Source organism: Streptomyces sp. NPDC050806, from assembly GCF_055586425.1.
Genome location: NZ_JBVJIF010000005.1, coordinates 268,181 through 294,988, shown reverse-complemented (window position 1 = coordinate 294,988; position 26,808 = coordinate 268,181). Strand labels below are relative to the sequence as shown.

The following is a 26,808-nucleotide window of genomic DNA, read 5'->3' as shown; positions in this document are numbered from 1 at the left end:
CGCGTAGAGCGTTGACAAGGGCGTTGCTGAGGTTTTCCGCGCCACTGCCGACTTCCGGATGTCCGAGGGAAGAACTCTCCGCAATCTCTTGTGTGATCTGTGATCACAACCTAGGGTTCCGCAGAAGCCGAGCGGCAGCCACCAGGGTGGCTCCCTCAGGCCGCCCCGCGAGTACCCCTAGCCCGCCTTCCCGCGTCCCTGGGCACCGCCACGGGCCAACCCCCCTCGACCGGCTGCGGGGCGGCGAATCTCGCCCCCGGCCCCAAGCCCTCGCGCCCTCCGGACGACCGAACTGCTGGAGTCTTCGACATGGAAATGCTCTCCACCATCAGCGGGTGGATCTGGAACCCCATGGCCTATTTCGCCTTGGGTCTCGGCGTCTTCTTCACCCTGCTCACCAGGGGCGTGCAGTTCCGTCGCCTGCCGGACATGATCAAACAGTTGCGGTCCAGCGAGTCCGGCGAGGGCGAGCTGTCCTCGCTCCAGACACTGGCGCTGAGCCTGTCGAGCCGGGTCGGCGTCGGCAGCATCGCGGGCGTCGCCACGGCCGTGGCCTCCGGCGGGCCCGGCGCCATCCTGTGGATGGTGATCACGGCGCTCTTCGGCTCCACCTGCGCCTACGCCGAGTCCGTCCTGGCCCAGGTCTACAAGCGCCGGATCCAGGGCGAGGACCGCGGCGGCATGCCGTACTACATCAAGTACGGGCTGCGCGCGCCGGCGCTGGCCGCGGTCGTGGCCGTGGCGACGCTGGCCGGCTACGGCTTCGTCTTCCCCGGCATCCAGGCCAACAACATCGGCTCCAGCGCCGAGCTGGCCTTCGGCATCGAGCCGTGGATGACCGGTCTCCTCGTCACCGCCGTGCTCGGCGTCGTCGTCGTGGGCGGCACCCGCCGCATCGTGAACGTCGCCCAGGCGGTCGTCCCCTTCATGTCGCTGGGCTACGTCCTGACGGCCGTCGTCGTCATCGCGCTGAACCTGGAGCGGGTACCGGAGGCGGCGCTGCTCATCGTCCGCAGCGCGATGGGGACCGACCAGCTCTTCGGCGGCCTGATCGGCTACGCGGTGGCCTGGGGTGTGCGCCGGGCGGTGTTCGCCTCGGCGCTCGGTCTCGGTGAGGGCACCTTCGCCTCCGCTGCCGCCAGCGCCTCGCACCCGGGCAAGCAGGGCATCATCCAGGCGTTCAGCATCTACGTCGACATCCTGCTGATCTGTATGGCGAGCGGCCTGCTGATCGTCATCACCGGTGCCTACAACGTGACGGACCCGGCCGGCGGCTTCGTCGTCAACAACCTCCCCGGTGCCGTCGCCGGGCCGAACTTCCTCCAGGAGGCGATCGATACCGGCCTGCCGGGCTGGGGCTCGGTCTTCGTCGCGGTGGCGATCCTGATGTTCGCCTTCACCTCGATGGTGTTCTTCTACTACGTCGCCTCCACCAGCGTGGCGTTCCTCTTCGGCGAGAAGGGCAACCGGTTCGTGGAGACCTTGCTGAAGGTCGGCACACTAGCGATCAGCTTCTTCGGCACGGTGATCAACGCCGACACCATGTGGGCGGCCGGGGACATCGGGTACGGACTCATCGGCTGGCTGAACATGGGCTGCGTGCTCCTGCTGACCCCGGTCGTGCGCAAGGTGATCCGGGACTACGACCAGCAGCGGCGGGACGGCCTGGACCCCGTCTTCGACCCTGAGCGGCTCGGCATCAGCGGTGCGTCGTTCTGGGTCCAGGAGAAGCCGCAGGCGCGGGAGACGGAGCCGGCCTGACAAAAGCGGGCGCGTACGGGCGGACGACCCCCCGCTCGTACCGCCCCGACCAGGGGGTGTCCGGTGGGAGGCCGGGCACCCCCTGCTGGCGTTTTCGCAGTTCGGCGCGGGTTTCTGCGGTGCCGTGCGGACCACCCCGGCGAGCCCCCGCGGGCCACCCCGGCGGGGCCGGAAATCACCCCGCGGAAACTTGCCCGCAATCCATTGTGTGATCTGTGATCACATCTTAGTGTGAGGGCAGTCGCGCACGGGAGTACGCAGGTGCTCCACGGCGGCGGCCCCCTCATCTTCTGCCCATCCGGCACTCCCCCTCCGCCCCTGTCGGGCCCCCTGCCCCCGCGCGCGGCCCCAGCGTTGAGAAAGAGGAATCCCATGAAGGACGTGGTCATCGTCGGCGGCGGTATCGCCGGCCTCTCCGCCGCGTGGCGTCTGCGGCACTGGGACACGCTGCTGCTGGAGTCCGAGAGCCGCATCGGCGGCCGGATCCGCTCCGAGCGGCGCGGACAGTACTTCCTCAACTGGGGCGGCCACGTCTACGCCGGTGGCAACTCCGCGACGGGGTGGCTGCTGAACAACACCGGCGTCGAGGCCGTCGACGTGCCCGGCTCACTGTCGGGCCTCTCCATGAACGGCAAGACGATCATCAAGGGGCGGGTGGAGACCTACCCGTTCCGCATCCCGATGCCCCTCTCGGCGCGAGTCGGCATGGTCAGGACCGGCGCCAAGGTCGCGCTCTCGGTGGCCCGGTACGCCCGCATCGTGGGCCGTCGCCCCGGCGAGAGCGAGGCCACCCGCCAGCAGCGCATCTACGACTTCCGCAACGAGCGCTCCTTCAAGGACTTCATCGGCGACGTACCGGCCGACACCCAGGCCCTGTTCGAGCCGACGGTCACCCGTTCCGCCGCCGACATCGACCAGCTCTCCGCCGGTGCCGGCATCGGCTACTTCAGCCTGGTGTGGGGCATCGGCGGCGGCCTCACGCAGAGCATCGTCGGCGGCCCCTCCACCCTCACCGAGGCGATCGCCGCCTCCCTCGGGGCGAACCTGCGGCTGAACTCCGCCGTCGACGAGATCGTGCACAAGAAGGACTCCGTCGTCGTCCGCTACCGGGAGAACGGCGTCGAGCAGGAGGTGGAGGCCCGTACCGTCGTCCTGGCCACCCCCGCGACGGTCGCCCACCGCATCGCCGTCGACCTGGACAAGGACGTCCGCGAGGCCCTTTCCAAGGTGGTCTACGGCCCCTACGTCAGCGCCGCGTTCCTCTCGAACGAGACCGGCCGGCAGCAGTGGGACGACGCCTACGCCATCGCCACCCCGAAGCGCTCCTTCAACGTGGCGCTCAACATGTCCAACATCGTCCGCGGCCACGAGCGCGAACGGCAGCCCGGCAGCAGCCTGATGACCTTCTCCCCCGGCACCCTGGCGCGCAACCTGCTCGAACACGACGACGAGACCATCCGGCGCACCTACCTCGACGACCTCGACCAGGTGCTGCCCGGCTTCGCCGACCACGTCGTCGAGGCCCACGTACAGCGCTTCCCCACCGGCGCCCCGTACTGCTTCCCCGGCCGCGCCAAGCTCCAGCCCGCCCTCACCCGGCGCGGCAGCCGCGTACTTCTGGCCGGCGACTACCTCGGGACCCTCTACACCGAGACCGCCATCTCCTCCGGCCTCTCCGCCGCGCACGAGGCCCGCAGCATCCTCGCCACCGACCGGCAGACCGCGCACCACGCCCTCGCCGGCGCCCTCTGACCCCAGCAACGCCACTGATTTTCCGGCTACTCACGCACCAAGGAGACTCCTCATGACCGAGCAACTGACCGGCATCCTCACCGCACTGGCCACCCCCTTCGCCGCCGACGGATCCCTCGACGAGCAGCTGCTGCGCCGCCTGGTCGACCGCAGTGTGGACGGCGGCGTCGACGGCGTCGTCGCCTGCGGCTCCACCGGTGAGTTCGCGGCGATGACCGGCGACGAGCGGCGCCTGCTCGTCGAGACCGTGATCAGCCAGGCGGACGGCCGCACCCCGGTCGTCGCGCAAACCGGCGCAGTCGGCACCCGCGAGGCCGTCGCGCTCTCGCGGCACGCGGAGACCGCCGGAGCCGACGTCCTGATGGTCGTCACCCCCTACTACGAGCCGCTGACCATGGACGAGACGCTGCACTACCTGCGCACCGTCGCCGACTCCGTGCAGATCCCGATCATGCTCTACAACCTGCCGGGCGCCACCGGCGTGAACCTGGACCCCGACACGGTCGGCGCGCTCGCCCGCAAGCACCAGAACATCCAGTACATCAAGGACACCACCGGCGACATGTCGCAGGCGGGCAAGCTCATCCACCACCACGGCGACGTGATCTCCACGTTCATCGGCTGGGACGCCCTGCTGCTCACCGCCGTGGCCGAGGGCGCGGCCGGCATCATGGCCGGCACCGCGAACGTCATGCCCGCCGAACTGGTCGCGGTCCACCGTGCGTTGCGCGACGGCGACCTGCCCCGCGCCCGTGAGCAGTGGGACGCGATCTACCCGCTGATGGACACCCTGATGTCCGCCCCCTTCATTCCCGCGGTCAAGGCCGCGCTGGAGGAGCTCGGCCTGCCGGTCGGCCCGCCCCGCGAGCCGATGCTCCCCGTGGACGGTGCGACCCGCGCGCGGATCGCCGAGGCGCTCAAGGCGCTCCCCGGCCGCACGGCCGCACGGTAAAGGCCGGCCCGGCCGCCGCACGCCCCACCTCCGACCGGCTCACGACGTAAGGAAGCCACTCCCATGACCGCACACGTCCGCCGCAACGCCGAGGCAGCGCGCCTCATCAGCGCGGCCGACCTGCCTCCGGCCCGCCACTACATCGACGGCTCCTTCAGCGACGCGCCGTGCGAGCAGTTCACCGACGTGGTCGACCCGTGTTCCGAGGAGGTGATCACCCGCATCCCCGAGGGCAGTGCCGCCGACGTCGACCGTGCGGTCGCCGCCGCCCTCGGCGCTCAGGAGCAGTGGGCCCGTATGGTGCCCGGCGACCGCTCCGCGCTGCTGCACCGGATCGCCGACCGGATCGCCGAGCACTCCGACGTGCTCGTACGGCTGGAGATGGCGAACGCGGGCAAGCCCCTCGCCGTGGCGCGCGACGACGTCGACGGCACGATCGACACCTTCCGGTTCATGGCGGGTGCCCTGCGTGCGACCACGTCGATGGCCGCCGGGGAGTACGCCGCCGACCACCTGTCGGTCATCCTCCGCGAGCCGCTGGGTGTCGTCGGGGTCGTCACGCCGTGGAACTACCCGCTGATGATGGCGGCGTGGAAGCTCGCGCCGTCGCTGGCCGCGGGCAACAGTGTGGTGATCAAGCCGTCCGAGCAGACGCCGCTGACCACCCTGAAGTTCGCCGAGCTGGTCGGCGACCTGCTGCCGGCGGGCGTCGTCAACGTCGTGACCGGTCTGGGCCCGACGGTCGGTGCCCGGCTGGCGGAGCACCCGGACATCGCGATGGTGGCGCTGACCGGTTCGGTCGGCAGCGGGCGGGCCGTCGCCCGCGCGGCCGCCGACACGCTCAAGCGGGTGCACCTGGAGCTCGGCGGCAAGGCGCCCGTCGTGGTCTTCGAGGACGCCGACCTCAAGGCCGCCGCTTCGGCCCTGCGGGTCGCCGGGTACTGGAACTCCGGCCAGGAGTGCGGGGCCGGCTGCCGGGTCCTGGTCCATGAGTCGGTCGCCGACCGCTTCGTGGAGCACCTCGTGCGCGAGGCGGGCGACATCACCGTCGGCGATCCGCGCGCCGGCGAGGACGTGGAAATGGGCTCGCTGGTCTCCAAGGCCCACTTCGACCGGGTGCTGGCCCACCTGGAGCGGGCCGTCGACAAGGGCGCCGAGGTCGCGGTGGGCGGCGGCGCGCTGGAGGGCCCCGGCTACTTCATCGCCCCGACCGTCCTCACCGGTCTCCCGGCGGACGCGGAGATCACCCGCGAGGAGGTCTTCGGCCCCGTCGTCACCGTGGAGACCTTCACCGACGAGGACGAGGCCGTACGCCGTGCGAACGACGTCCCCTTCGGCCTCGCCGCCTCGGTGTGGACGGAGAACGCCCGCCGCAGCCACGGCGTCGCCGGCCGCCTGGACTTCGGCACCGTCTGGGTCAACTCGCACCTGACCCTGGCCAACGAGGTCCCCTGGGGCGGCTTCAAGGGCTCCGGCTACGGCCGCGATCTGTCGCTGTACGCCCTGGACGACTACTCCCGCACCAAGCACGTGATGCACCACCACGGCCGCTGAACCACCCGACAGCGCCGCCGGGCCCCGCCGCCGGAACGCGGGGCCCGGCGGCGCTGTGTCGTAGCGTCCCCGCATCGCTAAGCGAGGGCGATGATGGCGAGGCTGGTCAGGGCCATGGGGCCGATCATGTGGACGAAGTAGTCGCCGGCGTTCAGGTGGAGGGCGCTGATGCCTCGGGTGACGGCGCCGCCCCAGGGAGTGGTGCCGGAGATGGTGCCCAGCGCCATGGTGGCGAGGGTGGCGAGGACGAGCGGGCTGATGCCGAGCCGGCGGTAGATCGGCAGGAAGGCCGAGCAGACGATCATGTAGCTGGTGGTGCCGTCGCCGTCGAGGGCGACGACGAGCGCGAGCACGGCGGTGCCGACGAGGATACGGGCCGGGTCTCCCTTGGACGCGCGGATGATGAAGGCCGATATCGGGTCGAAGAGCTTGGCCTCCATCATCAGGCCGAAGTAGAGGACCGCGAAGAGGAGCAGGGCCGCGGTGGGGGCGACGGTGTCCAGGCCGTTCATGATCATGTCACCGAGTTGTGCGCCCTTGCCGGCGATCACGGCGGCGGCGATCGGCGTGAGCATGATGGCGGTGAAGGCGGAGAGGTGCTTGCGCATCACGAGCAGCATGAAGCTGCCCAGGGCGGCGAAGCCGACGGCCTCGGCGCCGCCCTGTGGACCTCCGACCTGGACCGGGCCCGCGAGCTGGCCCGCGTCCTCGACGCGGGCGCCGTCTTCATCAACGGCATGGTCGCCTCCGACCCGCGGCTGCCCTTCGGCGGCATCAAGCGGTCCGGCTACGGCCGGGAGCTGGGCGCCGAGGGCATCCGCGAATTCGTCAACCTCAAGACCGTCTGGATCGGCCCCGCCGCACCGGCCGCCTGAGGCCCTTCCCCGAAAACGCAGCAGACACCATGAGTTCCACCCCCGCCACCGACCAGCCCTGCTGCGGCTCCTTCCCGCCCGCCGTCCTGCGCCCGGCCGAGCTGCCCTCCTTCGGCCGCGGCGGCTGCGCCCGTACGATCCCCCTGGTCACCCGGGCGGTCGGCGCGGAGGTCTTCCTCACCGGCCAGACGCTCCTCGAGGGCGGCGCCGGCATCCCGCTGCACACCCACAACTGCCCCGAGAGCGTCACCATCCTCGAAGGCGACGCCGTCGTGGAGATCGACGGCGCCGAACACCACGTGACCCGCTTCGACACCACGTACGTCGCCGCCGGCACGCCCCACCGCTTCCGCAACGCCTCCGCAACGCCTCCGCAACGCCTCCGCCACCAAGCCCATGCGCATCCTGTGGATCTACGCCTCGGTCGACGCCACCCGCACTCTCGTCGAAACCGGCGTCATCGCGCGCGTCGACGCCGAGCACACCGAGCCTTCCACGCCCCGCGCCTGACACCCCAGCGCTCCATCCCTCCAACACGCCATCGTCCCCGCACCCCAACACCCCGGCGCCCCGGCGCCTCAACGGACCCCAACGCCCCAGGAAAAGGAGCCCGCGCACCATGGTCACCGAGATCGCCCGGATCGAGATCCGCCCCGGCCAGGAGAAGGCCTTCGAGGAGGCAGTGGCCGAGGCCGTACCCGTCTTCCTCGCGGCCGACGGCTGCGGGGAATCGACCTGCACCGCAGCGCCGAGCACCCCACGCGCTACCGGCTCGTGGTCCAGTGGGAAACGGTCGAACACCACACCGTCACCTTCCGCGGCTCCGAGGGCTTCGCCCGGTGGCGGGCGCTCGCCGGCCCCCATTTCGCCGCTCCGCCCGAGGTGGAACACGTCCACTCCGTCCTCACCCCGTGACGTTGCCCTCTTGCCGACCGCCTCCCCGGGCGCCAGGATGCGGAGTCCCGGTGAGCCCTCGGGCCACTCGCCGACCGCCCGCATCGGAGGCCACATGCGTCTGCGCCGCGCCGTCCCGCCCCTGCTCGCCTTCCTCCTCGCCGTCGGTACGGCCCTGGTCCCGGATACTCCGGCATCGGCCGAGGCAGCAGCGGGGAAGGCCGAGTCGACGGCGGTCGCCGCGCCCGCCGGCACGGTCACCACACCGGACGGCCGCACCCGGCTCACCGACCGGCAGGGCCGCATCCTCGCGCTGCGGGGCCTGAACCTCGGCAAGACCGACACCATCACGGAAAAGCGCGTCGCCCGCCTGGCCGCCGAAGGGTTCACGCTGCAGCGGCTCAACATCCAGTGGGAGAAGGTGGAGCCGGCACGGGGCCGGTACGACACCGCCTACCTGCGCTACCTCGACCGCGTACTGGGCTGGGCCGACCGGCACGGAGTGCTGGTGCTCGTGGACTGGCACCAGGACGTGTTCGGCCCGGCCTTCGGGCACAACGGCATCCCCGACTGGGCCACACGCACCGACGGACTCCCCTTCGAACCCAACCCCGACGACTGGTTCTCCGACTACTTCCAGCCCGCCGTCCAGGCCGCCTTCACCCACCTCTACGACGATCCCGACCTGCGTGCCGCGCAGGCCAGGGCGTACGCCCGGGTCGCCGCGACGCTGCGCGGCCACCGCTCGCTCCTGGGCTACGACCTGTTCAACGAGCCCTTCGGTCCGGTCCCCGGCGACCCGACCGACCCCGCGAACCAGCTGGCCGCCTCCGTCGCCCTCGAACAGGACCGGCTCCCGGCGATGTACCGCCGCCTGATCCGGGCCGTACGGGCCGTCGACCACCAGGCGTGGCTGTTCGTCGAGCCGACCGTCCTGGTCGGCCAGGGCGTCCCGACCAGCCTGCCCGGCTTCACCGATCCGCGGCCCGGGGCCGACCGCATCGGCTACGCGCCGCACTTCTACGACATGGCGGTGGAGTCCGGGCAGGACTGGGATCCGTCCGGCGGATTCATCGAGAAGTACGAGGCGGCCATCGCCGCCTACCCGGCCGCGCACCGGCTGCCCGTGCTGGTGGGCGAGTGGGGCCCGCCCCGGGCCACCACGCCCGGCAACGCGGAACTGATCCAACGTCAGGTCGCCTCGATGCCGGGCTTCGCCTCCGGCTGGGCCATGTGGTACGACTGCGACGCCGCCGAAGGAGGCGGCTACTGCGTACGCGACGCCGACGGCCGCCCGGCACCGGGCAAGGAGCCGGCGTCCGCACCGTACGCCCGGGCCGTCGCGGGAACTCCGGGCCAGGAGTCGTACGCCCCGGCAACCGGCACGTACCGCCTCCACCTCACCGCCGGCCGGACGACGCACCGCGCATGGACCGAAATCACCCTGCCCGCCACGGCCTACCCGCACGGTGCCCGGGTCTCCGTCGAGGACGCACCGGACGCCGTGGTGCGTATCGCGGACGGCATCGCCCGCGTACGGCTGCCCTCCACTCGCCCCGGCACGACGGTCACGGTGACGGTGACCGCCCGCTAGCCCGCGACCGGGGCCCCGTACCGGGCTCTCGGGCTACCCCGTGATGTCCCACGTCTCCCGGTAGACCGGGTCCGTGTGGTCCTGGATCCTGCGGTACACCTCGCCCAGGCGGGTGTAGAGGGCGTGGTTCGCGGGGTCGGGGGTGAAGACCGCTCCGGCGCGTACCATCGCGTCCCTCGCGTCGTCGAACGTGGCGTGGGCGCCCGTGCCGACGGCCGCGCACATCGCGGCGCCGAGGCCGGCCGCGTTGTGCACCTCGGCGCGGTGGGCCGGGACGCCGAACACGTCGGCGAAGATCTGCATCATCAGGTCGGAGCTCGATCCGCCGCCGGAGAGCAAGGTGTGCGTCCAGGCCGTGCCCAGCTCGCCGGCCATACGGCCGGCCGTGCCGTGGAGGGTGAGGGCGAGGCCCTCCAGGATCGAGCGGTACATGTGGTAGCGGCCCTGCCGGCCGTCGAAGCCCAGGACGGTGCCCTTGCGGTAGGGGGCTTCGGTGGGGGCGAGCCAGTCCAGGACGGTCAGCAGGCCGTCGCAGCCGGGCGGCACCTCGGCGGCCCTGGCGTTCAGATGTTCCTCGACCGACAGGCCCGCCGCGCGGGCGCCGGCCGCCGCCTCCTCGCCGAGGAGGTCACGGAACCAGCTGACCGTCCACATGCCCCGTCGTACGCCGAAGGACTCGTAGAGGTAGGAGTGCGGTACGGAGGCGTAGTTGGTCCAGAAGCCGGTGGCGTCGGGAAGGTTGCGGGGGCCGGTCGTCATGCCGGCCACATAGGTGCCGAGGGAGACGAGCAGGGTGCCGGAGTCGTGCAGGCCGCAGCCCAGCGCCTCGACCGCCTTGTCGTTGGCGGTGGCGACGACGGGCAGCCCTTCGGGGATGCCGGTGTGCCGGGCCGCGGCGGCGGTCAAGGTGCCGAGGACGTCGCCCGGCATGACGAGGTCGAAGAGCATGTCGCGCTGCATGCCGGTCTTGGCCCACGGCTCCTCGTCGTCGCTCCACTGCCAGGTGTCGGAGTCCAGTGGCCACATGCCGGCGTAGTTGGCGGCGGTGTCCCGGAAGACGCCGGTCAGGCGGTGCCCCACGTAGCCGGAGGAGGTCGTCACCCAGCGCGCGTCGGGCACGGTGTGCTCGTACGGGCGGGACACACGGTCGTCCATCCAGCTCATGACGGGCTGGGCCAGGGTGCCGTCCGCCCTCAGGACGGCACGGCAGAAGCGGATGGTGCACAGGCCCACGCCGGCGATGGCGGCGGTGTCCCCGGGGAAGGCGGCCATGGCGCGGCGGGCCGCCGCACCGATCGACGTCCACAGGTCGTCGTCCGGGTGTTCCACGATGCCGGGGCCCGGGGTGTCGTAGGGGCGCAGGGCCTGCCGGCCCTCGGACACCACGCGGCCGCGCTCGTCGAAGACGGTCACTTTGGAGCTCTGCGAGCCGTTGTCGATGCCGATGAAGTAGCGCGTCATGCTCACTTCCGGGAGGTGCGCGGGCCCGGGGCCGCCGGACGGCGGCCCCGGGCGGGGTGGTCAGGAGTCGAGCGGGAAGATGGTGCCGCGGTTCATCACGCCGTTGGGGTCGAAGGCCGCCTTGAGCTTGGTGAGCATGTGGTACGCGGTGCCGTGCTCCTGCTCCGTCCAGGGCGCCCGGTACTTGCCGATGCCATGGTGGTGCACCATCGAGCCGCCCACCTTCAGCGCCTCCTCCACGATGATGGCGTTGAGGGGCTTGTGGTACTTCTCGATCTCCTCGCGGGGCTCGCAGTTGATCCGGTAGTCGTAGACGAAGTACAGGTTGGTGCCGGTCTGGTAGCTGTGCGAGGAGTGCGCGCCCAGCATGGTGAGGTCGTCGGCGTCGGGGAACTCCGTGCGGATGCGGCCGATGACGTTCTCGTACAGCTCGACGGTGCGGGACCAGTCCACCGAGACCTCGGTGGTGTAGCCCAGCTCACCCCGCTCGCGCATGGTCTGCTTCTCGGCCTCGATCTTGTCGGGGCCCCAGTTGAGGTGGTCGAACCAGTTCTCGATGAGGGCGGGGTCGACCGTCTCGTGCGCGTAGTGCGCGGCGACCCGCTCGATCTCCTCGCTGGTGGCCCGCACGATGCCCTTGGGGCCCTCGGCGACGAAGACGACGACGCACTTGCCGTGGTAGAAGTGCGCGAAGTGCTGGCGGGCGTCCTCGGGCGAGTACACGCGCACCACCGAGGGGTGGAAGCCGTTGGTGACCACCTCACGGATGATGGAGATGCCGGTGGCCAGGTCGTCGACGAGGAAGCCGTGGAACTCGTTGTTCTCGGGCGTGTACTTGAAGATCTTGACGGTGACCTCGGTGATGTAGCACAGCGCGCCCTCATTGCCGATGACGATGTGCCGGATGTCCGGGCCCGCGGCGCGGCGCGGGACGTTCTTGATGCGGGTGACCGTGCCGTCGGGGAAGACCGCCTCCAGGCCGACGACCATGTCCTCGATGGCGCCGTACAGCGTGGAGAACTGTCCGATGGACCGGGTCGACACCAGGCCGCCGTACTGCGCGAGCGGCTTGGACTGCGGGGAGTGACCGGTGGTGTAGCCCTGCTCCCGGAGGGTGTCCTCCAGGACCTGGAGCGGTACGCCGCACTCGACCGTGGCCTGCATGTTCTCGGTGTCGATCGCGACGATGGCGTTCATGGCGGAGCCGTCGAGGACGATGGTGTCCTCCACTGCGGTCTCCAGGCCGCCTTCGGTGCCGGTGCGGCCGGTGCGCGCCACGACGTTGATGCGGTTCTCGTCGGCGAAGGCGAGGACCCGTGCGACGTCCTCGGTGCGGGTGGCATTGACGATGGCCGCGGGGAACGGGCCGTCGTAGATGCCGTGCACGGAGGTGTACTTCTTGAAGCGGTCCACGCTCGCCTCGCGCAGCTGCTGCTGGTCGGTGACGACGTGGTCCTCGCCGACCATCTCCTGGAGACGGGCGACGATGTCCTCGCGCCCCAGCTTCGACAGGGACTTGGCCATGGGATTCTTCCTCTGGGTTGCAGGGTGGTGCGGTGTGGGGGCAGGGGTGCCGGTGGTGACCGGGCGGCCGTTCGGGGTGGGCAGGGTCAGCGGACCAGGTAGCCGCCGTCGACGGGCAGCACGTGCCCGTTGACGTAGTCGGAGGCGCGGCTCGCCAGGAAGACGGTGGTGCCCATCAGGTCGGCGACGTCACCCCAGCGGCCGGCGGGGATGTGGTCGAGCACGCGCTGGTTGGTCTCCGGGTTCGACCGGGTGTCCTCGGTGATCTTCGTGGCGAAGTAGCCCGGCGCGATCGCGTTGACCTGGATGTTGTGCTGGGCCAGCTCATCGCAGTACGCCTTGGTGAGTCCGGCGATGGCGTGCTTGGTGGCGGCGTAGGCGGGCGACCACTGGCCGCCGAGGAACGAGAACATCGACGCGATGTTGATGATCTTCCCGGAGCCCTGCGGGATCATGTGGCGCATCGCTTCGCGGGTCAGGTCGAAGGGGGCCGTGAGGTTCACCCCGACCATGGGGTCCCACTCCCGGCGGCCGAACTCCTCCACGGGTGCGTTCCGGCAGATGCCGGCGCAGTTCACGAGGATGTCGACAGAGCCGAGGGAGGACACACAGGCGTCCACGACCTGCCTGGGCACGCCGTCCCGCGTGATGTCGCACTCCATGAACTCCATCCGGCGGCCCGCTCCCTCGATGAGCTTGCGGGTGGTGCCGTCGTCCTCGGTGATGCTCGGTACGAAGACGTCGGCACCGGCCTTCGCCAGGGCGAGGGAGAAGGCCTGCCCGAGGCCCGAATTGCCGCCGGTGACAATGGCGTTGCGGCCTGCCAGGGAGAAGAAGTCCGTGGAGAACTCGGTGATGTCCATGGTTGTTGCCTGTCGTTCGGTGTTCACGGGGAAGCAGCGGTGGGGAGCGCGGGTCAGGTGGTCACGGGTACCGCGTCGTCCACGGCGGCGGGCTGCGCGGCCGCCGCGGCGCGGCGTACCCGGGCGCGCTCGGTGAAGGTCGTCAGCAGGGTGCCGAGCAGCGCCACGGCGAGGAGGAAGACGAACAGCGCGGTGAAGCCGCCGCCGTGCTCCGGTATCGCGGGACGTGCGGAGGGGTCGCCGATCCACCAGGCACACAGCGTCGGGAGGAACGCGTCGGGGAGGTAGGCGAGGCCCGACGCGAGGCCGATGACGCCGCCGCGCTCCGTCTCCGGCACCTCGGCCTCGCCGACCTGCGCCCAGTACACCCCGCGGCTGGCGAAGACGAGCAGGCACAGGACGAACATCAGGGCCAGCGCCGGCCACATGAACGTGGTGGAGCGGGGCATGACGAGGAAGAGCAGCGCGATCACGGCGCAGCCGACGAACATCCAGCGCAGGAAGCGCGGCGTCGAGCGGGTGACCTTGTCCACCACCACTCCCCCGGCCGGGCCGGCGACGAACTGGAAGACGTAGGTCCGTACGACACCGATCACGCCGATCAGTCCGGCGGCGACGCCGTAGCGGTACTCCAGCAGCGGGGAGAAGTACCCCAGCGTGGTGTAGAAGCAGTACATCAGCATGACGCTGCTGCCGATGAGCCAGGTGAAGGGGTTCTTGGCGGCCCGCCACAGCTGACGCAGGGTCACCGCGCTGCGGCCCAGTTCCGCCAGCCGTTCCTCGTCGGCCCGTACCAGGAAGTGCACGAGGAGCGCGAAGACGAAGCAGAGGACGCCGTAGATGCGGATGAGCCACAGGACGCCCGCCGACTCCGCCACGGAGACGGCCACGATGCCCGTCCCGGCGAGGCCGACGACCGTGGAGGTGACCCCGCGGATTCCCTCCAGGAAACCGAAGAGGCGGCCCTGCTCGGTGGTGTCCCCGAGCATTCCGATCGCCTTCACCAGGGCCGCCCAGTAAAGCCCCATTCCCATGACGGCCATGAACACGTGGGCGGCCAGCGTTCCCCAGTATCCGGGCACCGTACCGAGAAACAGATCGGCAAGTCCGGTACCGGCCAGCGCGGTGATGATGAGCTTTTTCGGCGCGAACCGGTCCGCGAACCAGCCACCGAAGAAGTACATGACCATCGCCGTGACGCCGAAAATCGAGACGACATTGCCGTAGTCCTGCGCCGACAGTTCCAGCGCCTGCGCTGTGGGGCCGAGGAAGACGAATCGGATGTAGGCGACCTGGAAGATGACTCCGCAGGTCATGGAGAGGGTCAGAAAACTGATCCATTTCTGTGCCCCGGTCATCGCCGCACCTTTGGGACCCTGAGACGGGCGCTTTCGCGCTGGGTTCACGGTGGCCACCTCTTTGTGGAACGGTCCCGGCAGCTCCGCTTCCGGGCACAAAAAAAGAACAGTAATCCCCACCGGGTGAGGAGTTACTGTTCTCTGGTCTCTAGTAACTGCCCCGGACACGTCCGGGGCCGATATGCGATTGTGTGGCGACTGCCCTCTTCGGAAGTCGCAGGTTGAACGCTAAGTCGGCTCAACCGGGGGTGTCAACCCCCAATTTCCGTGGTGTTCACATGACCCATACGTCATGGTTCGAGGAGGCCACGGCGGCCGCGCCGGCCTTGAGGGCGGCGAAGACGTCGTCACGGTCGCACACGAGCCCGCCCGCGATGAGCGGCACGTCGATGTCGCCCACCACCCAGCCGATGACCCGGGGCATGCAGCCCGGCAGGATCTCCACACAGTCCGCCTTGGAGAGCCGTACCTGCCGGGCGAGGTTGCGGTACGACAGGGAGTCGATGAGGAAGAAGCGGTGCACGGCGAAGAGGCCCGCCTCGCGGGCGGCCCGGACCATGTGCGCCTTGGAGCTGAGCACGCCGTCGGCGGCGGTCCGCTCCTTGACGTAGGTCACCACGATCTCCTTGCCGCCGAACCCCTCCAGCAGGTCGACGTTGACCAGGACGGTCTTCCCGTGTTCCTTGAGAGTCGCCACCAGCTCGGGCAGATTCATGAGCGAGCCGTAGAGCAGGAAGACGACGGCGCAGTCGGACCGCAGGACGGCGCGGAAATCCGCTTCGTCCTTCACGCTGGCGACGACCGGGTGGTCCTCCAGCACGCGGGACATCGGTTCTTGCATGACGACCTCTTCCGTGCGGCGGCGGCCCGCAGTGCGGGTGCCTGGTGGGCGGGGTGACGGTGCGCCACGTGGCCCCGGCCGTCATCCCCGGAGCAGGGTAACGGGCGGGCGCGGGATGTCACGGACGGGGCGGACGGCCCGGTGAAAAGCCCGGTCAACTCCGCGGCACTGCACCCCTTGACACGGCGGAAGTGCCCGTCACAGACTCCCGGTACGCACTTCTGGGACAGGTTCCATATGTGGAACCGTCATCCCCTGCAGGCCACCCTCGCCTGCCCGTTGCGCACCTTCTCTTCTTCTCTCTTCTCCCCCGGCCCCGAGGGCCGCGTGCGACACAAGGAGCTGTCCCATGGAGATCACCGCTGCCGTGCTCGGTGAGCTGAACGCGCCCCACGACTTCTGCCGGATCACCCTCGATCCCCCGAAGCAGGGCGAGGTCCTCGTCAAGATCGCGGCCACCGGCGTCTGCGCCAGCGACGCCCACACCCGCAGCGGCCACACCCCCTCGCCGCTCCCGACTGTGCTCGGACACGAAGGCGCCGGGGTGGTCGTCGAGACCGGCGCCGGCGTCACGCACGTGGCACCCGGCGACCACGTCGCACTGTCCTGGATGCCCAGCTGCGGAGCGTGCCGCTTCTGCCAGGCCGGCCGCCCCGTCCTCTGCTCGGCCAGCGCCCCGGCGCTCCTGGCCGGCACCCTGCTGGACGGCACCGTACGCATGCACGACGGCGACCAGGACATCCACCACTACTCCTTCCTCTCCACCTTCGCCGACCACACCGTCGTACCGGCGGCCAGCGCCATCAAGATTCCCGAAGCGGTGCCCTTCGAGGTCGCGGCGCTCGCCGGATGCGGAGTCCTCACCGGATACGGGGCCGTCGTCAACCGCGCCCGGGTCGCCCCCGGAGATGCCGTACTGGTCTACGGCGCCGGCGGCGTAGGACTCAGCGCCATCATGGCCGCGCAGCTCTCCGGCGCCGACCAGATCATCGTGGTCGACCCCGACCCGGAGAAGCGCGAGGGCGCCATGATCTTCGGCGCCACCCGCACCCTCGCCCCGTCCGACCCCGTCGTCACCACCGTCCGCGCCCTCACCGGCGGCGCCGGCTCCGATGTCACCATCGACGCGGTGGGCAAGGAGGGGCTGCTGGAGCAGGCCTTCGACGCCACCGCTCCCGGCGGCACCGTGGTCTGCGTCGGCGTGCCCTCCGCCGACGCCTACGCCAGCGTCCCCGGCGCCCGCTTCGTCCGCGAGGAGAAGTACCTGACCGGCAGCCTCTACGGGTCGAGCCGCCCCACCCAGGACATCCCCAAGCTCCTCTCGCTCTTCCAGAGCGGCCGGCTGCCCATCGACAAGCTCGTCTCGCAGACCTACCGCTTCGAGGAGCTGGACACCGCCTTCGCCGACATGGCCGGCGGCCGGAACCGGCGCGGTGTGGTCGTCGTCGACGAGCGGCTCGCCCGGTAACACGGGCCCACCGCAGCGCACCGGCAGCACGAGAGGGAAAGGTGGACCCCATGACCAACCTGGAGAACACCGGAAACACCCCCTCCCCATACCGGGCCCCCGCCGTGGCCCAGGCATTCGCCCTGCTGGACGAGCTGGCCGGCCGGAGCGAAGGGCTGCGCCTGAGCGACCTCGTACGGGAGCTGGACCTGCCCAAGAGCACCGTCCACCGGGTCCTCGCCACCCTCCACGACCTGGGTGTCGTGGCCAAGGAGGACGACGGCCGGTACGTCCTGGGCGCCCGGCTGGCGGCGTACGCACGACCCGCCCAGTACGTCTACACCGGGCTGATCGCACCGTTCTACGCCGTCGCCGAACGCATCAGGGACAAGCACGACGAGACCATCCAGCTCGGCGTCCTCACGGGCGCGGAGGTCACCTTCGTCGCGTTCGTCGAGACGACCCAGCCGGTCCGGCTCTTCACCCGGGTCGGGCGGCGACTGCCCGCATACGCCTCCGCCTGCGGAAAAGCGATCCTCGCCTTCCGCGACGAGGCCGCGCTGCGCCCGGTGCTCGACGCCGGCCTGCACCCGATCACCCCCTCCACCGTCCACGACGAGAAGCAGCTGCGGGCCGAACTGACGGCGGCCAGGCACAACGGCTGGGCCAGCGAGGTCGAGGAGACCTCCCGCAACCTCTCCTGCTTCTCCGTCCCCGTACTCGACCATGACGACGCCGCGGTCGCCGCCGTCACCGCGTGCGTCCCGACCAACTCCGTGGACCCCGCATACGCGGAACGCCTGCTCACCGACCTCCGCGCGGGGGCCGAGGAGCTACGGCGCTACCTCTGACCGGGGGTGGCGGCCCCGCTGCCACCCCCTACGCACCATCACACCGGAAGGCCCACCTCATGACCGACTCCGCCCGCACGGCGGTCGCCGCCATCGACACCCGGCTCCACATCGCCGGCAAGTGGCGTGCGACGGACGCCCGCTTCACCGTCGAGGACCCCGCCGACGGCACCGCCCTGGCCCAGGTCTGCGATGCCACCGTGGACGACGGCCGGGCGGCACTGGACGCCGCCGTCGCCGCGCAGCCCGAACTCGCCGCCGCTTCCCCGCGGCAGCGCGCCGAGTGGCTGCGTACGGCGTTCGACGCGGTGACCGCGCGGGCCGACGAATTCGCCGCGGTCATCACGGCGGAGATGGGCAAGCCGCTGGCCGAAGCGCGCGGCGAAGTGGCGTACGGGGCCGAGTTCCTGCGCTGGTTCTCCGAGCAGGCGCCCGCCGTGCACGGCGACTTCGGACCCAACCCGGCAGGCACCGGACGCATCGTCACCACCCGCCGTCCCGTCGGCCCCTCGCTGCTGGTCACACCGTGGAACTTCCCGCTGGCCATGCTCACCCGCAAGGTCGGCGCCGCCCTGGCCGCCGGCTGCACCACGATCCTCAAGCCGGCCGCGCAGACCCCGCTGACGGCCGCGTTGTTCGTCGAGGTCCTGGCCGGTCTCGGGATGCCCGACGGAGCGGTCAACCTGCTGCCCACCACCGACCCGGCGGCGCTGTCCGCCGCGCTGATGGCCGACCCGCGGCTGCGCAAGGTCTCCTTCACCGGCTCCACCGCCGTCGGCTCCACCCTCATCGGGCAGTCGGCGGCGCACGTCCAGCGCACGTCGATGGAGCTGGGCGGCAACGGCCCGTTCCTGGTCTTCGCCGACGCCGACGTGGACGCCGCGGTCGCGGGCGCCATGACCGCCAAGTTCCGCAACGGCGGGATGTCCTGCGTCGCCGCCAACCGCTTCCTCGTCCACCGCGACGTCGCCGAGGAGTTCACCGAGAAGTTCACCGCGCGCGTCGCGGAGCTGCGGCCCGGCGGCGGCTTCGACACCGCCGCCACCCTCGGCCCGCTCATCGACGCACGGCAGCGGGACAAGGTCGCCGCGCTCGTACGCGACGCCGTCGACTCCGGCGCCACCGTACTCACCGGCGGCGCCCCGATCGAGGGCGAGGGCTACTTCTTCCGGCCCACCGTCCTCACCGATGTCGCGGCGGACGCGCGCATCGCCCAGGAGGAGATCTTCGGGCCCGTCGCCCCGGTCTCCGTCTTCGACACCGACGACGAGGCCGTGGCCTGGGCGAACGCCACCCCGTACGGCCTGTCGGCCTACCTGTACACCCGTGACCTCACGCGCGCCCTCAAGGTCGGCGAGGCCCTGGAGGCCGGCATGGTCGGCGTCAACACCGGTGTCGTCTCGGAGGCCGGCGCTCCCTTCGGCGGTGTGAAGGCCTCCGGTCTCGGCCGCGAGGGCGGCCATGTGGGGATCGAGGAGTACCTCGAGACCCAGTACCTGGCCGTGGCCCTCTGAAGGAAGCAGCAGACCGTGACCTCGATGTCGCCCGCGGCCTCCCGCGGCGGAATCGCACCGCAGCCCGCAGACGGCCGTCGCCGCCGTTTCCTGCGCCGGCTGACCGTCGCCACCGGCGGCGGCATGTTCCTCGACGGATTCGTCTTCGCCTGCATCGCCGTGGTGGTCGCCGGTCCGGCGTTCCGCCGGGACCTGGGCACCACTCCCCTGTGGCTGAGCATGATCTCCGCCTCCACGCTCGTCGGCACCATCGCCGGCGGGCCGGTCATCGGGCACCTCACCGACCGGATCGGCCGGCGGCGGATGTTCACCGTCGACCTGTCGCTGTTCCTCGTCGCGTCGGTGCTGATGTACTTCGTCACAGCGCCGTGGCAGATCGTCGCGCTCGGCGTCGTCCTGGGCTTCGCTGTGGGCGGTGACTACGCGATCGGCTCCCCGCTGCTGGGGGAGTTCACGCCGGCGGAGAGCCGCGGGAGCTACCTCGGCGTCCTGGAGATCCTCTGGAACGTGGGATACGTCGCCGCGTTCTCCCTCGGCTTCCTGATCACCAGGTCCGATCCGGACGCCTGGCGGTGGGCGCTCGGCCTGAGCGCCGTCCCCGCGGCGGCGGTGCTGGCCCTGCGGCACGGCCTGCCCGAGTCCCCCCGGTGGTTGATCGCCCGCGGCCGCCACGAGGAAGCCGCGGAGATCCTCACCGAGCACCTCGGCATGGCCCCGGACGACGCGGAGTTCGCCGACGAGCCGACGGAGGAGGCCGGCGCGGGCGCCTTCCGCGCCCTGTTCCAGCCGGACTACATCGCCCGTACGCTCTTCTGCTGCGTGTTCTGGATCTGCATCGTCCTGCCGTACTTCGCGCTGACGTTCTTCCAGGCCGACGTGCTCGCCACCCTCGGCATCTCCGACCCCCTGCTCACGGCCCTGTTCGGCACCTGCGTGGCGCTGGTCGGAGCGGCGCTGGGCTGGTGGCTCATCGACCGGGTCGGGCGGCGCGCCATCCTCATCACGCCGATGTTCGTCACGGCGGCGGCGCTGGCGGCCATGGCGTTCCACGGGCACCTGCCGCACGCGGTCACGGTCTGCTGCTTCTTCCTGTACCTGTTCGTCTACGGGGTGATGAGCATCCTCCCCGGCGTCTATCCGCTGGAGGTCTTCCCGACCTCCGTCCGCACCACGGGAATGGGGGTGTCCGCCGCGGCTTCCCGCATCGGCGCCGCGGTGGGCACGTTCCTGCTCCCCCTCTCCCTCACCGCCCTCGGCACCACGCCGACGCTGCTCATGACCGCCGGCGTCTGCCTGGCCGGCGGTCTCACCTCGACGGTCCTCGCTCCGGAGACCAACGGCCGCTCCCTCGCCCGCACGGGCGGGCGCCAAGGCCACGAGGCAACCACGGAACCCCACACCACCCGCACGGCCGACACACCGGCCGCGCACCCCGTACGAAAGGCCTGACACCGTGACCGTAACCGATCTCGACGGACGCATCGCCCAGGGCTGGGGCGGCACCAACCCCGACGGCGTGCACGTCAACGTGCTGCTGGCGGAGCGTGGTTCGGCGACCGCCGCGTCCATGACGTCCACCTTCGCCGGGCCCACCACCGGCTTCACACCGATCCTCGTCTGCGTCGGCCCGGACCAGCCGTCCTACGAGACCGTCAACCCGCCCACCATCATGCTGTCGAAGACCGCTCCGGAGACCGAACTGCTCTCCTCCCTGGTCTCGGGCGCCTGCCAGGTCGGCACAGCCCAGGCCGTCCTCGACACGGTGGCCGCCGACCTCCTCCCCGCGGACCAGAGCGTGCTCGTGTTCGTCTCCCTCTGGCTCAACCCGGAGGCGAAGTCCCACGAGAAGGTACGGGACGCGGCCCGCCGGGCGACCGCAGCGGCCCTGCGGGAAACCGTCCTGGGCCGGGCGCCCGAGGACGCGGCCCGCCTGGTGGCCGACCGCGACCGGCTCACGCACCCGTTCTACGGCGTCGTCTGAGCGGCCCAGCGAGATTCCCGCGAGGTCGGCAACCTCGGCGTCCGCTGCGACGACTACGGCGTACGGCACCACCACTCAGCACGCCTGGACGAGCGGAGACACGAGGATGAGACGACCAGTCGCACGGCGGCGACTCCACGCGGCACTGGCCACGATGGCCCTGGCGGCCGCGTCCGGCGCGGTTCTGCCGGTACCCGAAGCGTCGGCCGCGGCCGGCGGCGCCACCGGCTACGCCACCCAGAACGGCGGTACCACCGGAGGCGCGGGCGGGCAGACCGTACGGGCCACCACGGGGACCGCGATCCACGCGGCACTGTGCAACCGGGCCGACAGCAGCACCCCGATCACCATCGAGGTCGAGGGCACCATCAACCACGGCAACACCGCCAAGGTGTCGGGCGACAGCTGCAACACCGCGGCGGGCGTGATCGAGCTCAAGCAGATCAGCAACGTCACGCTGGTCGGAGTCGGCAAAGGAGCCGTCTTCGACCAGCTGGGCATCCATATCCGCGAGGCCGGCAACATCATCATCCGGAACGTGACCGTCAAGAACGTCAAGAAGTCGGGCTCCCCCACGTCCAACGGCGGCGACGCCATCGGCATGGAGAAGGACGTCCGCAACGTCTGGGTCGATCACAGCACTCTGGAGGCATCGGGCGGCGAGTCGGAGGGGTACGACGGCCTCTTCGACATGAAGGACAACACCCAGTACGTCACCCTGTCCTACAGCATCCTGCGCAACTCGGGCCGCGGCGGCCTCATCGGGTCCAGCGAGAGCGACGTCTCCAACGGCTACGTCACGTACCACCACAACCTGTACGAGAACATCGACTCCCGCGCGCCCCTGCTCCGCGGCGGCATCGCGCACCTCTACAACAACCACTACGTGAGCCTCAACGAGTCCGGCATCAACTCCCGGGCCGGGGCACGCGCCAAGGTGGACAACAACTACTTCGAGGACTCCAAGGACGTCCTCGGCACCTTCTACACCGACGCCGCCGGCTACTGGCAGGTCAGCGGCAACACCTTCGACAACGTGACCTGGTCCAGCCCCGGCGAGGACAACAACCCCGCCGGCCCGAACCCGCAGTCCAACACCTCGGTCGCCATCCCCTACTCCTACCGCCTCGACGACACCGCGTGCGTACCCGGCATCGTGGAACGCACCGCGGGAGCCGGCAAGAACCTCCAGGAGTCCGACGGCACCTGCTGACGGCACTCACCAGCTGCCACTCCCCGGCACACCACAGCCCCCACTCGTGGCCCACTGTCGGCTACGGGTGGGGCGCGCCCCGTTCTCGCACGAGGACTCTCCTCTCCCGACGCGGCGTGCCGCCGGCCAATTGCGTGGGATCGACGGGACTCTGTGCGTACGTTGGGAGTCGTTTGCGTACGTGGCGAGTCGTTGAGGAGATGCCGTGGCGTTGAGTCGTGAAGAGCGTGAGCAGTTCCTGGCCGAGCCGTATGTCGGTGCTCTTTCCGTGACGGCCGAGGAGGGGCGGGCGCCGCTCACCGTGCCGATCTGGTACCACTACGAGCCGGGCGGCGAGCTCTGGATCCTGACCGGGAGGGATTCGCGCAAGGCCCGGCTCATCGACGTTGCCGGCCGTTTCACCATGATGGTGGACCGGGTGGAGCCCACCGTCCGGTACGTCTCCGTCGAAGGCCCCGTCACGGCGGTGGATCCCGGCACCCGTGAGGACCACCTCACGCTTGCCTCCCGGTACCTGCCCACGGAGAAGGCCGAGGCGTTCGTGGACTTCGCGGAGCGGGAGCTGGGGCCGCAGGTGCTCATCCGCATGCGTCCGCAGCGCTGGGTCAGCTCCGACATGGGCGCTGCCTGAGACGGCCGGCGAGCCGTCTACAGCCATCCGCGTTCGCGGGCGAGGCGCGCGGCCATGTGGCGGTTCTCGGCGCCGATCTTGGTGACGGCGGCGGAGAGGTGGTTGCGGACGGTGCCGACGGACAGCATGGCGCGGGCGGCGATGTCGGCAACGGGGGTACCCTCCTCGGCCATCGCGAGGAGTTCGGCTTCGCGGGGCGTGAGGGGGGAATCGCCGGCGGCGATGGCGTCGGCGGCCAGCTCCTGGTCGACGTAGCGGCCGCCGGTGTGCACGGTACGGATGATCTGCGCCAGCTGCTGCGCGGAGACGGTCTTGGGCACGAACCCGCGGACGCCGGCGCTGAGGGCGCGTTTGAGGGCATGGGCTCCCGCGTGGCTGGTGACGATCATCGTGGCGCAGTCGGGCAGGTTCTCGCGCAGCCGGTCGGCGACGGTGATGCCGTCGCCGCGGGGCATCTGCAGGTCCAGTACGGCGACGTCGGGCCGGTGGGCCCGGGCCATGGCCAGCGCCTCGTCGCCCGAGCCCGCCTCGGCCACCACCGCGATGTCGTCCTCCAGGGCGAGCAGGGAGGCGAGGGCGCCCCGGATGAGGTGCTCGTCCTCGGCGAGCAACACCCTGATCATGCTTCTTCCTCCCACGGGACGGTCGCGGGTACGGTCACGGTCAGGCGGAAGACGCCTCCGGGGCGCGCCTGCGTCGTGAGTGTGCCGTTCAGTTCCACCAGTCGCTCCCTGAGCCCCGCGAGCCCGCTGCCGGCGCCCTGACCGGCCGCATCGCCTTCATCCGTACCGTCGTTCTCGATGACCAGCACGATCGTGCCGTCTGCGCTGTCGCGCAAGGACACTTCGCACCGCGTGGCGCCCTGCGCGTGGCGCAGCACATTGGTGGTCGCCTCGCGCACCACCCATCCGAGCGCCGACTGGATCTCGGCCGGCAGCCGCGCGGCGGGCCCGTCCTCGATGCGGCAGGGAATCCCTGCCGCATCGAGGACGGAGCGGGCGCCGGCGAGTTCGGTGTGCAGGTCGACCATGCGATATCCGCGTACGACCGAACGGATCTCGCGCTGGGAGTCCTGGGCGATGCGCTGCACCTCGACCATCTGGTCGACGGCCTCGGGCTTGCCGCGCCGCGCGAGCTGCACCGCCAGTTCGCTCTTGAGCGCGACCACGGCGAGGTTGCGGCCGAGTACGTCGTGCAGGTCCCGGCCAAAACGCAGCCGCTCCTCGGCCACCGCCAGGCGCGCCTGCGTCACGCGGGCGGCGGCCAGCTCGTCCACCAGATGCACGCTCCAGCCGGTGGTCCGGTACGCCAGCGCCGTGAAGGGCACCATGAACGCGGAGGCGCCCACCGCGAGGGCCAGCGATTCGCCCCGCACCCCGATCGCGGCCACCGCGATCAGCGTCGCTGCCGCCACGGTCGCCACCAGGAGCGCCCCGCCGCGCAAGCTGAGCGCCAACAGGGGCGGCCCGGAGTAGAACATCAGCAGCCACAGCACGTACGGAGCCAGGTCTCCGCCGTCGATCCGGCCGCTCGCCTCCAGCCGGCACCCCACGGCGACCGTCACCACTGTCACGCCCGTGTACAGGCCGACCAACGGATACGGGCGCCGGACGAGTCCGAGGTAGTGGCGCATGCCCACCCTGCACAACACGATCTGGAGCCAGACGTGCGCAGCGGCCAGGACCGCCACCACGGTCAGCGACAGTCCGTCGGCCTCCGACCCGACGAGCCAGAACACCCACAGCGCGGCTTCGAAGACGGCGAAGGAGGTGATGGAGCCCAGCGCGTAGCGGCGGTAGCGGGCGGGGCCGTTCGCCCCGCCGAAACGCTCCACCCAGTGCTGCACGCTGGTCACGGCCGGGCCCGTCGGCGCGGGGCGCTGGGAACTCAACGCCGCGGCTCCCAGCGGAAGAAGCGGCGCACGCCCAGGGCCGCCACGCCGATCCAGGCCAGGGCGCTCAGGATGAGTCGGAGCTGGTCCATGCCGCCAAGATCTCCTGTCCAGCCGCCGCGCAGCAAGTCCATCACCGGAGTGAACGGCAGCCACGCGCCGATCTGCGCGGCGATGTCGGGCAGCACGTCGCGCGGCAGGAACAACCCCGACCCGGCCATGCTGACCAGCATGAACGGCAGGAACGTCAGCTGGGCGCTCTCGGCCGTACGGGTGAAGGCGGCGGTGAGTGCGGCGCCGACCACGAGCAGGACGATGCCGAGGACCAGGCCGAGGACCGCCAGGTGCCAGGCGGCCGGGGCGGGCGCGTCCAGCAGCACGGTGAGTCCGACACCGAGCAGCACACACTGCACCAGAGCCAGCAGAACGGCGGGGAGCGCGCCACCGGTGAGGATCTCCGCGTCACGGACCTCCCCGGTACGCAGGCGTTTGAGGACCAGGCCCTCGCGGCGGGTGACGTACACGCCGACGAGGTTGGTGTAGAGGGCGAAGAACAGCGCCATGCCGAGCGTGCCGGGCAGCAGCACGGTCGCGATCGACAGGCCGGTGTCGTCGAGGTTGAGGCTCTTGACCATGCCGCGCATCGAGAACGCTAGGGTGCCGGGCAGGATCAGCGCGGTGACCAGGGAGGCCCTGCTGCGCAGCAGCAGTGTCAGTTCGCCGCGGCCCAGCGCGGCCATCCGGGCCGCGGTGCCGCGGCGCGGACCTCGTGCGGTGGTGTCCGGGGGCGGGCTCGTGGCGGGGGCCGTCGGCGTCAGGGTGCCGGAGGTGTGGGTCATCGGCTCGTCTCCTCGTCGTTCAGGCCCTTGGCGATCTCCATGAAGGCTTCCTCCAGCGACGCGGAGCGCGCGTCGAGGCCGTACAGTTCCACGCCCTGCTCGCGGGCCCAGCACAGCAGCTCCGTCGTGGTGCGCTGCAGATCGAACGTCTCCAGGCGCATGCGCTGCCCGGAGATGTCGTGGGCCGTGACGCCGATGGTGTCGAGCGGCGGCAGATCGCCCGGGAAGCGGCCCCACGGCAGCTCGAAGCTGATCCGGGAGGGCCGCTGTGACACTACGTCAGCGACCCGGCCGGTGGTGGCGATCCGGCCCGCGTGCATGATCGCCAGCCGGTCGGCCAGCTGCTCGGCCTCCTCCAGGTAGTGCGTGGTCAGCAGCACGGTGGTGCCCTGGCGCTTCAGTTCGCCGATCAGGTTCCAGGTGTCGTGGCGGGACTGGGCATCGAGGCCGGTGGTCGGCTCGTCGAGGAAGAGCACCTCGGGCCGCCCCAGCAGCGCCAGCGCGAGGTCGAGGCGCCGGCGTTCGCCGCCGGAGAGCTGCTTGACGCGTACCGTGCGCCGCTCGCCCAGGCGGGTCAGTGCCAGCGCCTCGTCCACCGGGCGGGCGCCACTGGTGCACCCCGCCCACATGCGCAGGGTCTCCGCGACGGTCAGTTCGGTGGGAAACCCGCCCTCCTGGAGCATCACCCCGATCCGTGGCCGCACCGCGGCACGGTCGGCATGCGGGTCGCGGCCCAGCACCCGTACGGTCCCCGCGGTGGGCGCGGCCTGGCCCTCAAGGACCTCCAGGGTCGAGGTCTTCCCCGCCCCATTGGTCCCCAGCAGGGCGAACAGCTCGCCGCGCGCGACCGAGACGTCGATGCCGCGCACCGCGTCGAAGCCCTGGTAGCTCCGCCGCAGGCCGACTGTTTCGATGACTGTGTCCATGCCTCAACCTTGGCGGCGATCCGCCGCCCCGCCCCGTGCGGTCTGTCACGACCGTGCATGACAGATGTCATGCACGGCCGCCCTCG

23 protein-coding genes and 2 pseudogenes are annotated in these 26,808 nt (G+C 70.9%); 15 read left to right on the top strand and 10 right to left on the bottom strand.

What is annotated here, in order from left to right:
- The first annotated feature begins 309 nt into the window (after positions 1 to 309).
- From ACZ6WH_RS17415 to ACZ6WH_RS17400, 4 genes are all read left to right on the top strand, one after another.
- The gene (locus ACZ6WH_RS17415; protein WP_469729297.1) at positions 310 to 1,761 is read left to right on the top strand and encodes an alanine/glycine:cation symporter family protein; all 1,452 of its coding nucleotides are present in this window, start codon (positions 310 to 312) and stop codon (positions 1,759 to 1,761) included.
- A 372-nt stretch (positions 1,762 to 2,133) separates the two neighbouring features.
- Positions 2,134 to 3,513 carry a protoporphyrinogen/coproporphyrinogen oxidase gene (locus ACZ6WH_RS17410; RefSeq protein ID WP_469729296.1) on the top strand — a complete coding sequence of 460 codons (1,380 nt, stop codon included), beginning with the start codon at positions 2,134 to 2,136 and terminating at the stop codon, positions 3,511 to 3,513.
- Between the two features lie 52 nt (positions 3,514 to 3,565).
- On the top strand, positions 3,566 to 4,465 hold the full coding sequence (dapA, locus tag ACZ6WH_RS17405; protein ID WP_469729295.1) for a 4-hydroxy-tetrahydrodipicolinate synthase: 900 nt from the start codon (positions 3,566 to 3,568) through the stop codon (positions 4,463 to 4,465).
- A 63-nt stretch (positions 4,466 to 4,528) separates the two neighbouring features.
- Positions 4,529 to 6,019 carry an aminobutyraldehyde dehydrogenase gene (locus ACZ6WH_RS17400; protein WP_469729294.1) on the top strand — a complete coding sequence of 497 codons (1,491 nt, stop codon included), beginning with the start codon at positions 4,529 to 4,531 and terminating at the stop codon, positions 6,017 to 6,019.
- Between the two features lie 77 nt (positions 6,020 to 6,096).
- Here the strand turns inward: ACZ6WH_RS17400 and ACZ6WH_RS17395 are convergent, their stop codons facing one another.
- A complete protein-coding gene (locus ACZ6WH_RS17395; protein ID WP_469729293.1) occupies positions 6,097 to 6,627 on the bottom strand; it encodes an SLC13 family permease in 531 nt (176 codons plus the stop codon).
- Between ACZ6WH_RS17395 and ACZ6WH_RS17390 the strand changes: the two genes are divergently transcribed.
- From ACZ6WH_RS17390 to ACZ6WH_RS17375, 4 genes and pseudogenes are all read left to right on the top strand, one after another.
- A complete protein-coding gene (locus ACZ6WH_RS17390) occupies positions 6,616 to 6,894 on the top strand; it encodes an aldehyde dehydrogenase family protein (RefSeq protein ID WP_469729292.1) in 279 nt (92 codons plus the stop codon). The two genes, ACZ6WH_RS17395 and ACZ6WH_RS17390, sit on opposite strands and share 12 nt — an antisense overlap.
- Positions 6,895 to 6,923: 29 nt before the next feature.
- Positions 6,924 to 7,205, top strand: a pseudogene (locus ACZ6WH_RS17385) (cupin domain-containing protein); the annotation flags it as partial.
- 463 nt (positions 7,206 to 7,668) lie between these two features.
- Positions 7,669 to 7,809, top strand: coding sequence for a hypothetical protein (locus ACZ6WH_RS17380; RefSeq protein WP_469729291.1), 141 nt, complete (start codon positions 7,669 to 7,671; stop codon positions 7,807 to 7,809).
- Positions 7,810 to 7,903: 94 nt separating this feature from the next.
- Positions 7,904 to 9,382: a cellulase family glycosylhydrolase gene (locus ACZ6WH_RS17375; protein WP_469729290.1), complete on the top strand. Its 1,479-nt coding sequence runs from the start codon at positions 7,904 to 7,906 to the stop codon at positions 9,380 to 9,382.
- 33 nt (positions 9,383 to 9,415) lie between these two features.
- On the opposite strand, the gene ACZ6WH_RS17370 is transcribed toward ACZ6WH_RS17375, so the two are convergent.
- From ACZ6WH_RS17370 to ACZ6WH_RS17350, 5 genes are all read right to left on the bottom strand, one after another.
- Positions 9,416 to 10,843, bottom strand: a complete 1,428-nt coding sequence (locus ACZ6WH_RS17370; protein WP_469729289.1) for an FGGY-family carbohydrate kinase — start codon at positions 10,841 to 10,843, stop codon at positions 9,416 to 9,418.
- 60 nt (positions 10,844 to 10,903) lie between these two features.
- Positions 10,904 to 12,367 carry an FAD-binding oxidoreductase gene (locus tag ACZ6WH_RS17365; protein ID WP_469729288.1) on the bottom strand — a complete coding sequence of 488 codons (1,464 nt, stop codon included), beginning with the start codon at positions 12,365 to 12,367 and terminating at the stop codon, positions 10,904 to 10,906.
- A gap of 86 nt (positions 12,368 to 12,453) precedes the next feature.
- Positions 12,454 to 13,230, bottom strand: coding sequence for an SDR family oxidoreductase (locus tag ACZ6WH_RS17360; protein WP_469729287.1), 777 nt, complete (start codon positions 13,228 to 13,230; stop codon positions 12,454 to 12,456).
- A 53-nt stretch (positions 13,231 to 13,283) separates the two neighbouring features.
- Positions 13,284 to 14,588 carry an MFS transporter gene (locus tag ACZ6WH_RS17355; protein WP_469729286.1) on the bottom strand — a complete coding sequence of 435 codons (1,305 nt, stop codon included), beginning with the start codon at positions 14,586 to 14,588 and terminating at the stop codon, positions 13,284 to 13,286.
- A gap of 274 nt (positions 14,589 to 14,862) precedes the next feature.
- Positions 14,863 to 15,429 (bottom strand): glycerol-3-phosphate responsive antiterminator, encoded by a 567-nt coding sequence (locus ACZ6WH_RS17350; RefSeq protein WP_469729285.1) that lies wholly within the window; start codon positions 15,427 to 15,429, stop codon positions 14,863 to 14,865.
- A 349-nt stretch (positions 15,430 to 15,778) separates the two neighbouring features.
- Between ACZ6WH_RS17350 and ACZ6WH_RS17345 the strand changes: the two genes are divergently transcribed.
- From ACZ6WH_RS17345 to ACZ6WH_RS17315, 7 genes and pseudogenes are all read left to right on the top strand, one after another.
- A complete protein-coding gene (locus tag ACZ6WH_RS17345; protein ID WP_469729284.1) occupies positions 15,779 to 16,897 on the top strand; it encodes a zinc-binding dehydrogenase in 1,119 nt (372 codons plus the stop codon).
- A gap of 50 nt (positions 16,898 to 16,947) precedes the next feature.
- Entirely contained in the window at positions 16,948 to 17,727 is a 780-nt protein-coding gene (locus ACZ6WH_RS17340) for an IclR family transcriptional regulator (protein WP_469729283.1), read from the top strand.
- Between the two features lie 59 nt (positions 17,728 to 17,786).
- Entirely contained in the window at positions 17,787 to 19,241 is a 1,455-nt protein-coding gene (locus tag ACZ6WH_RS17335; RefSeq protein ID WP_469729282.1) for an NAD-dependent succinate-semialdehyde dehydrogenase, read from the top strand.
- A gap of 24 nt (positions 19,242 to 19,265) precedes the next feature.
- The gene (locus ACZ6WH_RS17330; RefSeq protein WP_469729629.1) at positions 19,266 to 20,690 is read left to right on the top strand and encodes an MFS transporter; all 1,425 of its coding nucleotides are present in this window, start codon (positions 19,266 to 19,268) and stop codon (positions 20,688 to 20,690) included.
- A 4-nt stretch (positions 20,691 to 20,694) separates the two neighbouring features.
- Positions 20,695 to 21,222, top strand: coding sequence for a formaldehyde-activating enzyme (locus ACZ6WH_RS17325; RefSeq protein ID WP_469729281.1), 528 nt, complete (start codon positions 20,695 to 20,697; stop codon positions 21,220 to 21,222).
- 106 nt (positions 21,223 to 21,328) lie between these two features.
- Positions 21,329 to 22,432 (top strand): annotated as a pseudogene (locus ACZ6WH_RS17320) (pectate lyase family protein); the annotation flags it as partial.
- A 208-nt stretch (positions 22,433 to 22,640) separates the two neighbouring features.
- Positions 22,641 to 23,066: a pyridoxamine 5'-phosphate oxidase family protein gene (locus ACZ6WH_RS17315; protein ID WP_469729280.1), complete on the top strand. Its 426-nt coding sequence runs from the start codon at positions 22,641 to 22,643 to the stop codon at positions 23,064 to 23,066.
- 17 nt (positions 23,067 to 23,083) lie between these two features.
- Here ACZ6WH_RS17315 and ACZ6WH_RS17310 read toward each other — a convergent pair whose 3' ends face one another.
- From ACZ6WH_RS17310 to ACZ6WH_RS17295, 4 genes are read right to left on the bottom strand one after another with little or no spacing between them, the layout of a single operon-like run.
- Positions 23,084 to 23,689 carry a response regulator transcription factor gene (locus ACZ6WH_RS17310; RefSeq protein ID WP_432862856.1) on the bottom strand — a complete coding sequence of 202 codons (606 nt, stop codon included), beginning with the start codon at positions 23,687 to 23,689 and terminating at the stop codon, positions 23,084 to 23,086.
- Entirely contained in the window at positions 23,686 to 24,921 is a 1,236-nt protein-coding gene (locus ACZ6WH_RS17305; RefSeq protein WP_469729279.1) for a sensor histidine kinase, read from the bottom strand. Before ACZ6WH_RS17305 ends, ACZ6WH_RS17310 begins: the two co-directional genes overlap by 4 nt.
- A gap of 32 nt (positions 24,922 to 24,953) precedes the next feature.
- The gene (locus ACZ6WH_RS17300) at positions 24,954 to 25,796 is read right to left on the bottom strand and encodes an ABC transporter permease (RefSeq protein WP_469729278.1); all 843 of its coding nucleotides are present in this window, start codon (positions 25,794 to 25,796) and stop codon (positions 24,954 to 24,956) included.
- Positions 25,793 to 26,722, bottom strand: coding sequence for an ABC transporter ATP-binding protein (locus tag ACZ6WH_RS17295; protein WP_469729277.1), 930 nt, complete (start codon positions 26,720 to 26,722; stop codon positions 25,793 to 25,795). Before ACZ6WH_RS17295 ends, ACZ6WH_RS17300 begins: the two co-directional genes overlap by 4 nt.
- Positions 26,723 to 26,808 lie beyond the last annotated feature (86 nt).

Coding starts and splice junctions, on each gene's coding strand:
- ACZ6WH_RS17415 (WP_469729297.1), top strand. CDS start 310: ATGGAAATGCTCTCCACCATCAGCGGGTGGATCTGGAACCCCATGGCC.
- ACZ6WH_RS17410 (WP_469729296.1), top strand. CDS start 2,134: ATGAAGGACGTGGTCATCGTCGGCGGCGGTATCGCCGGCCTCTCCGCC.
- dapA (WP_469729295.1), top strand. CDS start 3,566: ATGACCGAGCAACTGACCGGCATCCTCACCGCACTGGCCACCCCCTTC.
- ACZ6WH_RS17400 (WP_469729294.1), top strand. CDS start 4,529: ATGACCGCACACGTCCGCCGCAACGCCGAGGCAGCGCGCCTCATCAGC.
- ACZ6WH_RS17395 (WP_469729293.1), bottom strand. CDS start 6,627: ATGCGCAAGCACCTCTCCGCCTTCACCGCCATCATGCTCACGCCGATC.
- ACZ6WH_RS17375 (WP_469729290.1), top strand. CDS start 7,904: ATGCGTCTGCGCCGCGCCGTCCCGCCCCTGCTCGCCTTCCTCCTCGCC.
- ACZ6WH_RS17370 (WP_469729289.1), bottom strand. CDS start 10,843: ATGACGCGCTACTTCATCGGCATCGACAACGGCTCGCAGAGCTCCAAA.
- ACZ6WH_RS17365 (WP_469729288.1), bottom strand. CDS start 12,367: ATGGCCAAGTCCCTGTCGAAGCTGGGGCGCGAGGACATCGTCGCCCGT.
- ACZ6WH_RS17360 (WP_469729287.1), bottom strand. CDS start 13,230: ATGGACATCACCGAGTTCTCCACGGACTTCTTCTCCCTGGCAGGCCGC.
- ACZ6WH_RS17355 (WP_469729286.1), bottom strand. CDS start 14,588: ATGACCGGGGCACAGAAATGGATCAGTTTTCTGACCCTCTCCATGACC.
- ACZ6WH_RS17350 (WP_469729285.1), bottom strand. CDS start 15,429: ATGCAAGAACCGATGTCCCGCGTGCTGGAGGACCACCCGGTCGTCGCC.
- ACZ6WH_RS17345 (WP_469729284.1), top strand. CDS start 15,779: ATGGAGATCACCGCTGCCGTGCTCGGTGAGCTGAACGCGCCCCACGAC.
- ACZ6WH_RS17340 (WP_469729283.1), top strand. CDS start 16,948: ATGACCAACCTGGAGAACACCGGAAACACCCCCTCCCCATACCGGGCC.
- ACZ6WH_RS17335 (WP_469729282.1), top strand. CDS start 17,787: ATGACCGACTCCGCCCGCACGGCGGTCGCCGCCATCGACACCCGGCTC.
- ACZ6WH_RS17330 (WP_469729629.1), top strand. CDS start 19,266: ATGTCGCCCGCGGCCTCCCGCGGCGGAATCGCACCGCAGCCCGCAGAC.
- ACZ6WH_RS17310 (WP_432862856.1), bottom strand. CDS start 23,689: ATGATCAGGGTGTTGCTCGCCGAGGACGAGCACCTCATCCGGGGCGCC.
- ACZ6WH_RS17300 (WP_469729278.1), bottom strand. CDS start 25,796: ATGACCCACACCTCCGGCACCCTGACGCCGACGGCCCCCGCCACGAGC.
- ACZ6WH_RS17295 (WP_469729277.1), bottom strand. CDS start 26,722: ATGGACACAGTCATCGAAACAGTCGGCCTGCGGCGGAGCTACCAGGGC.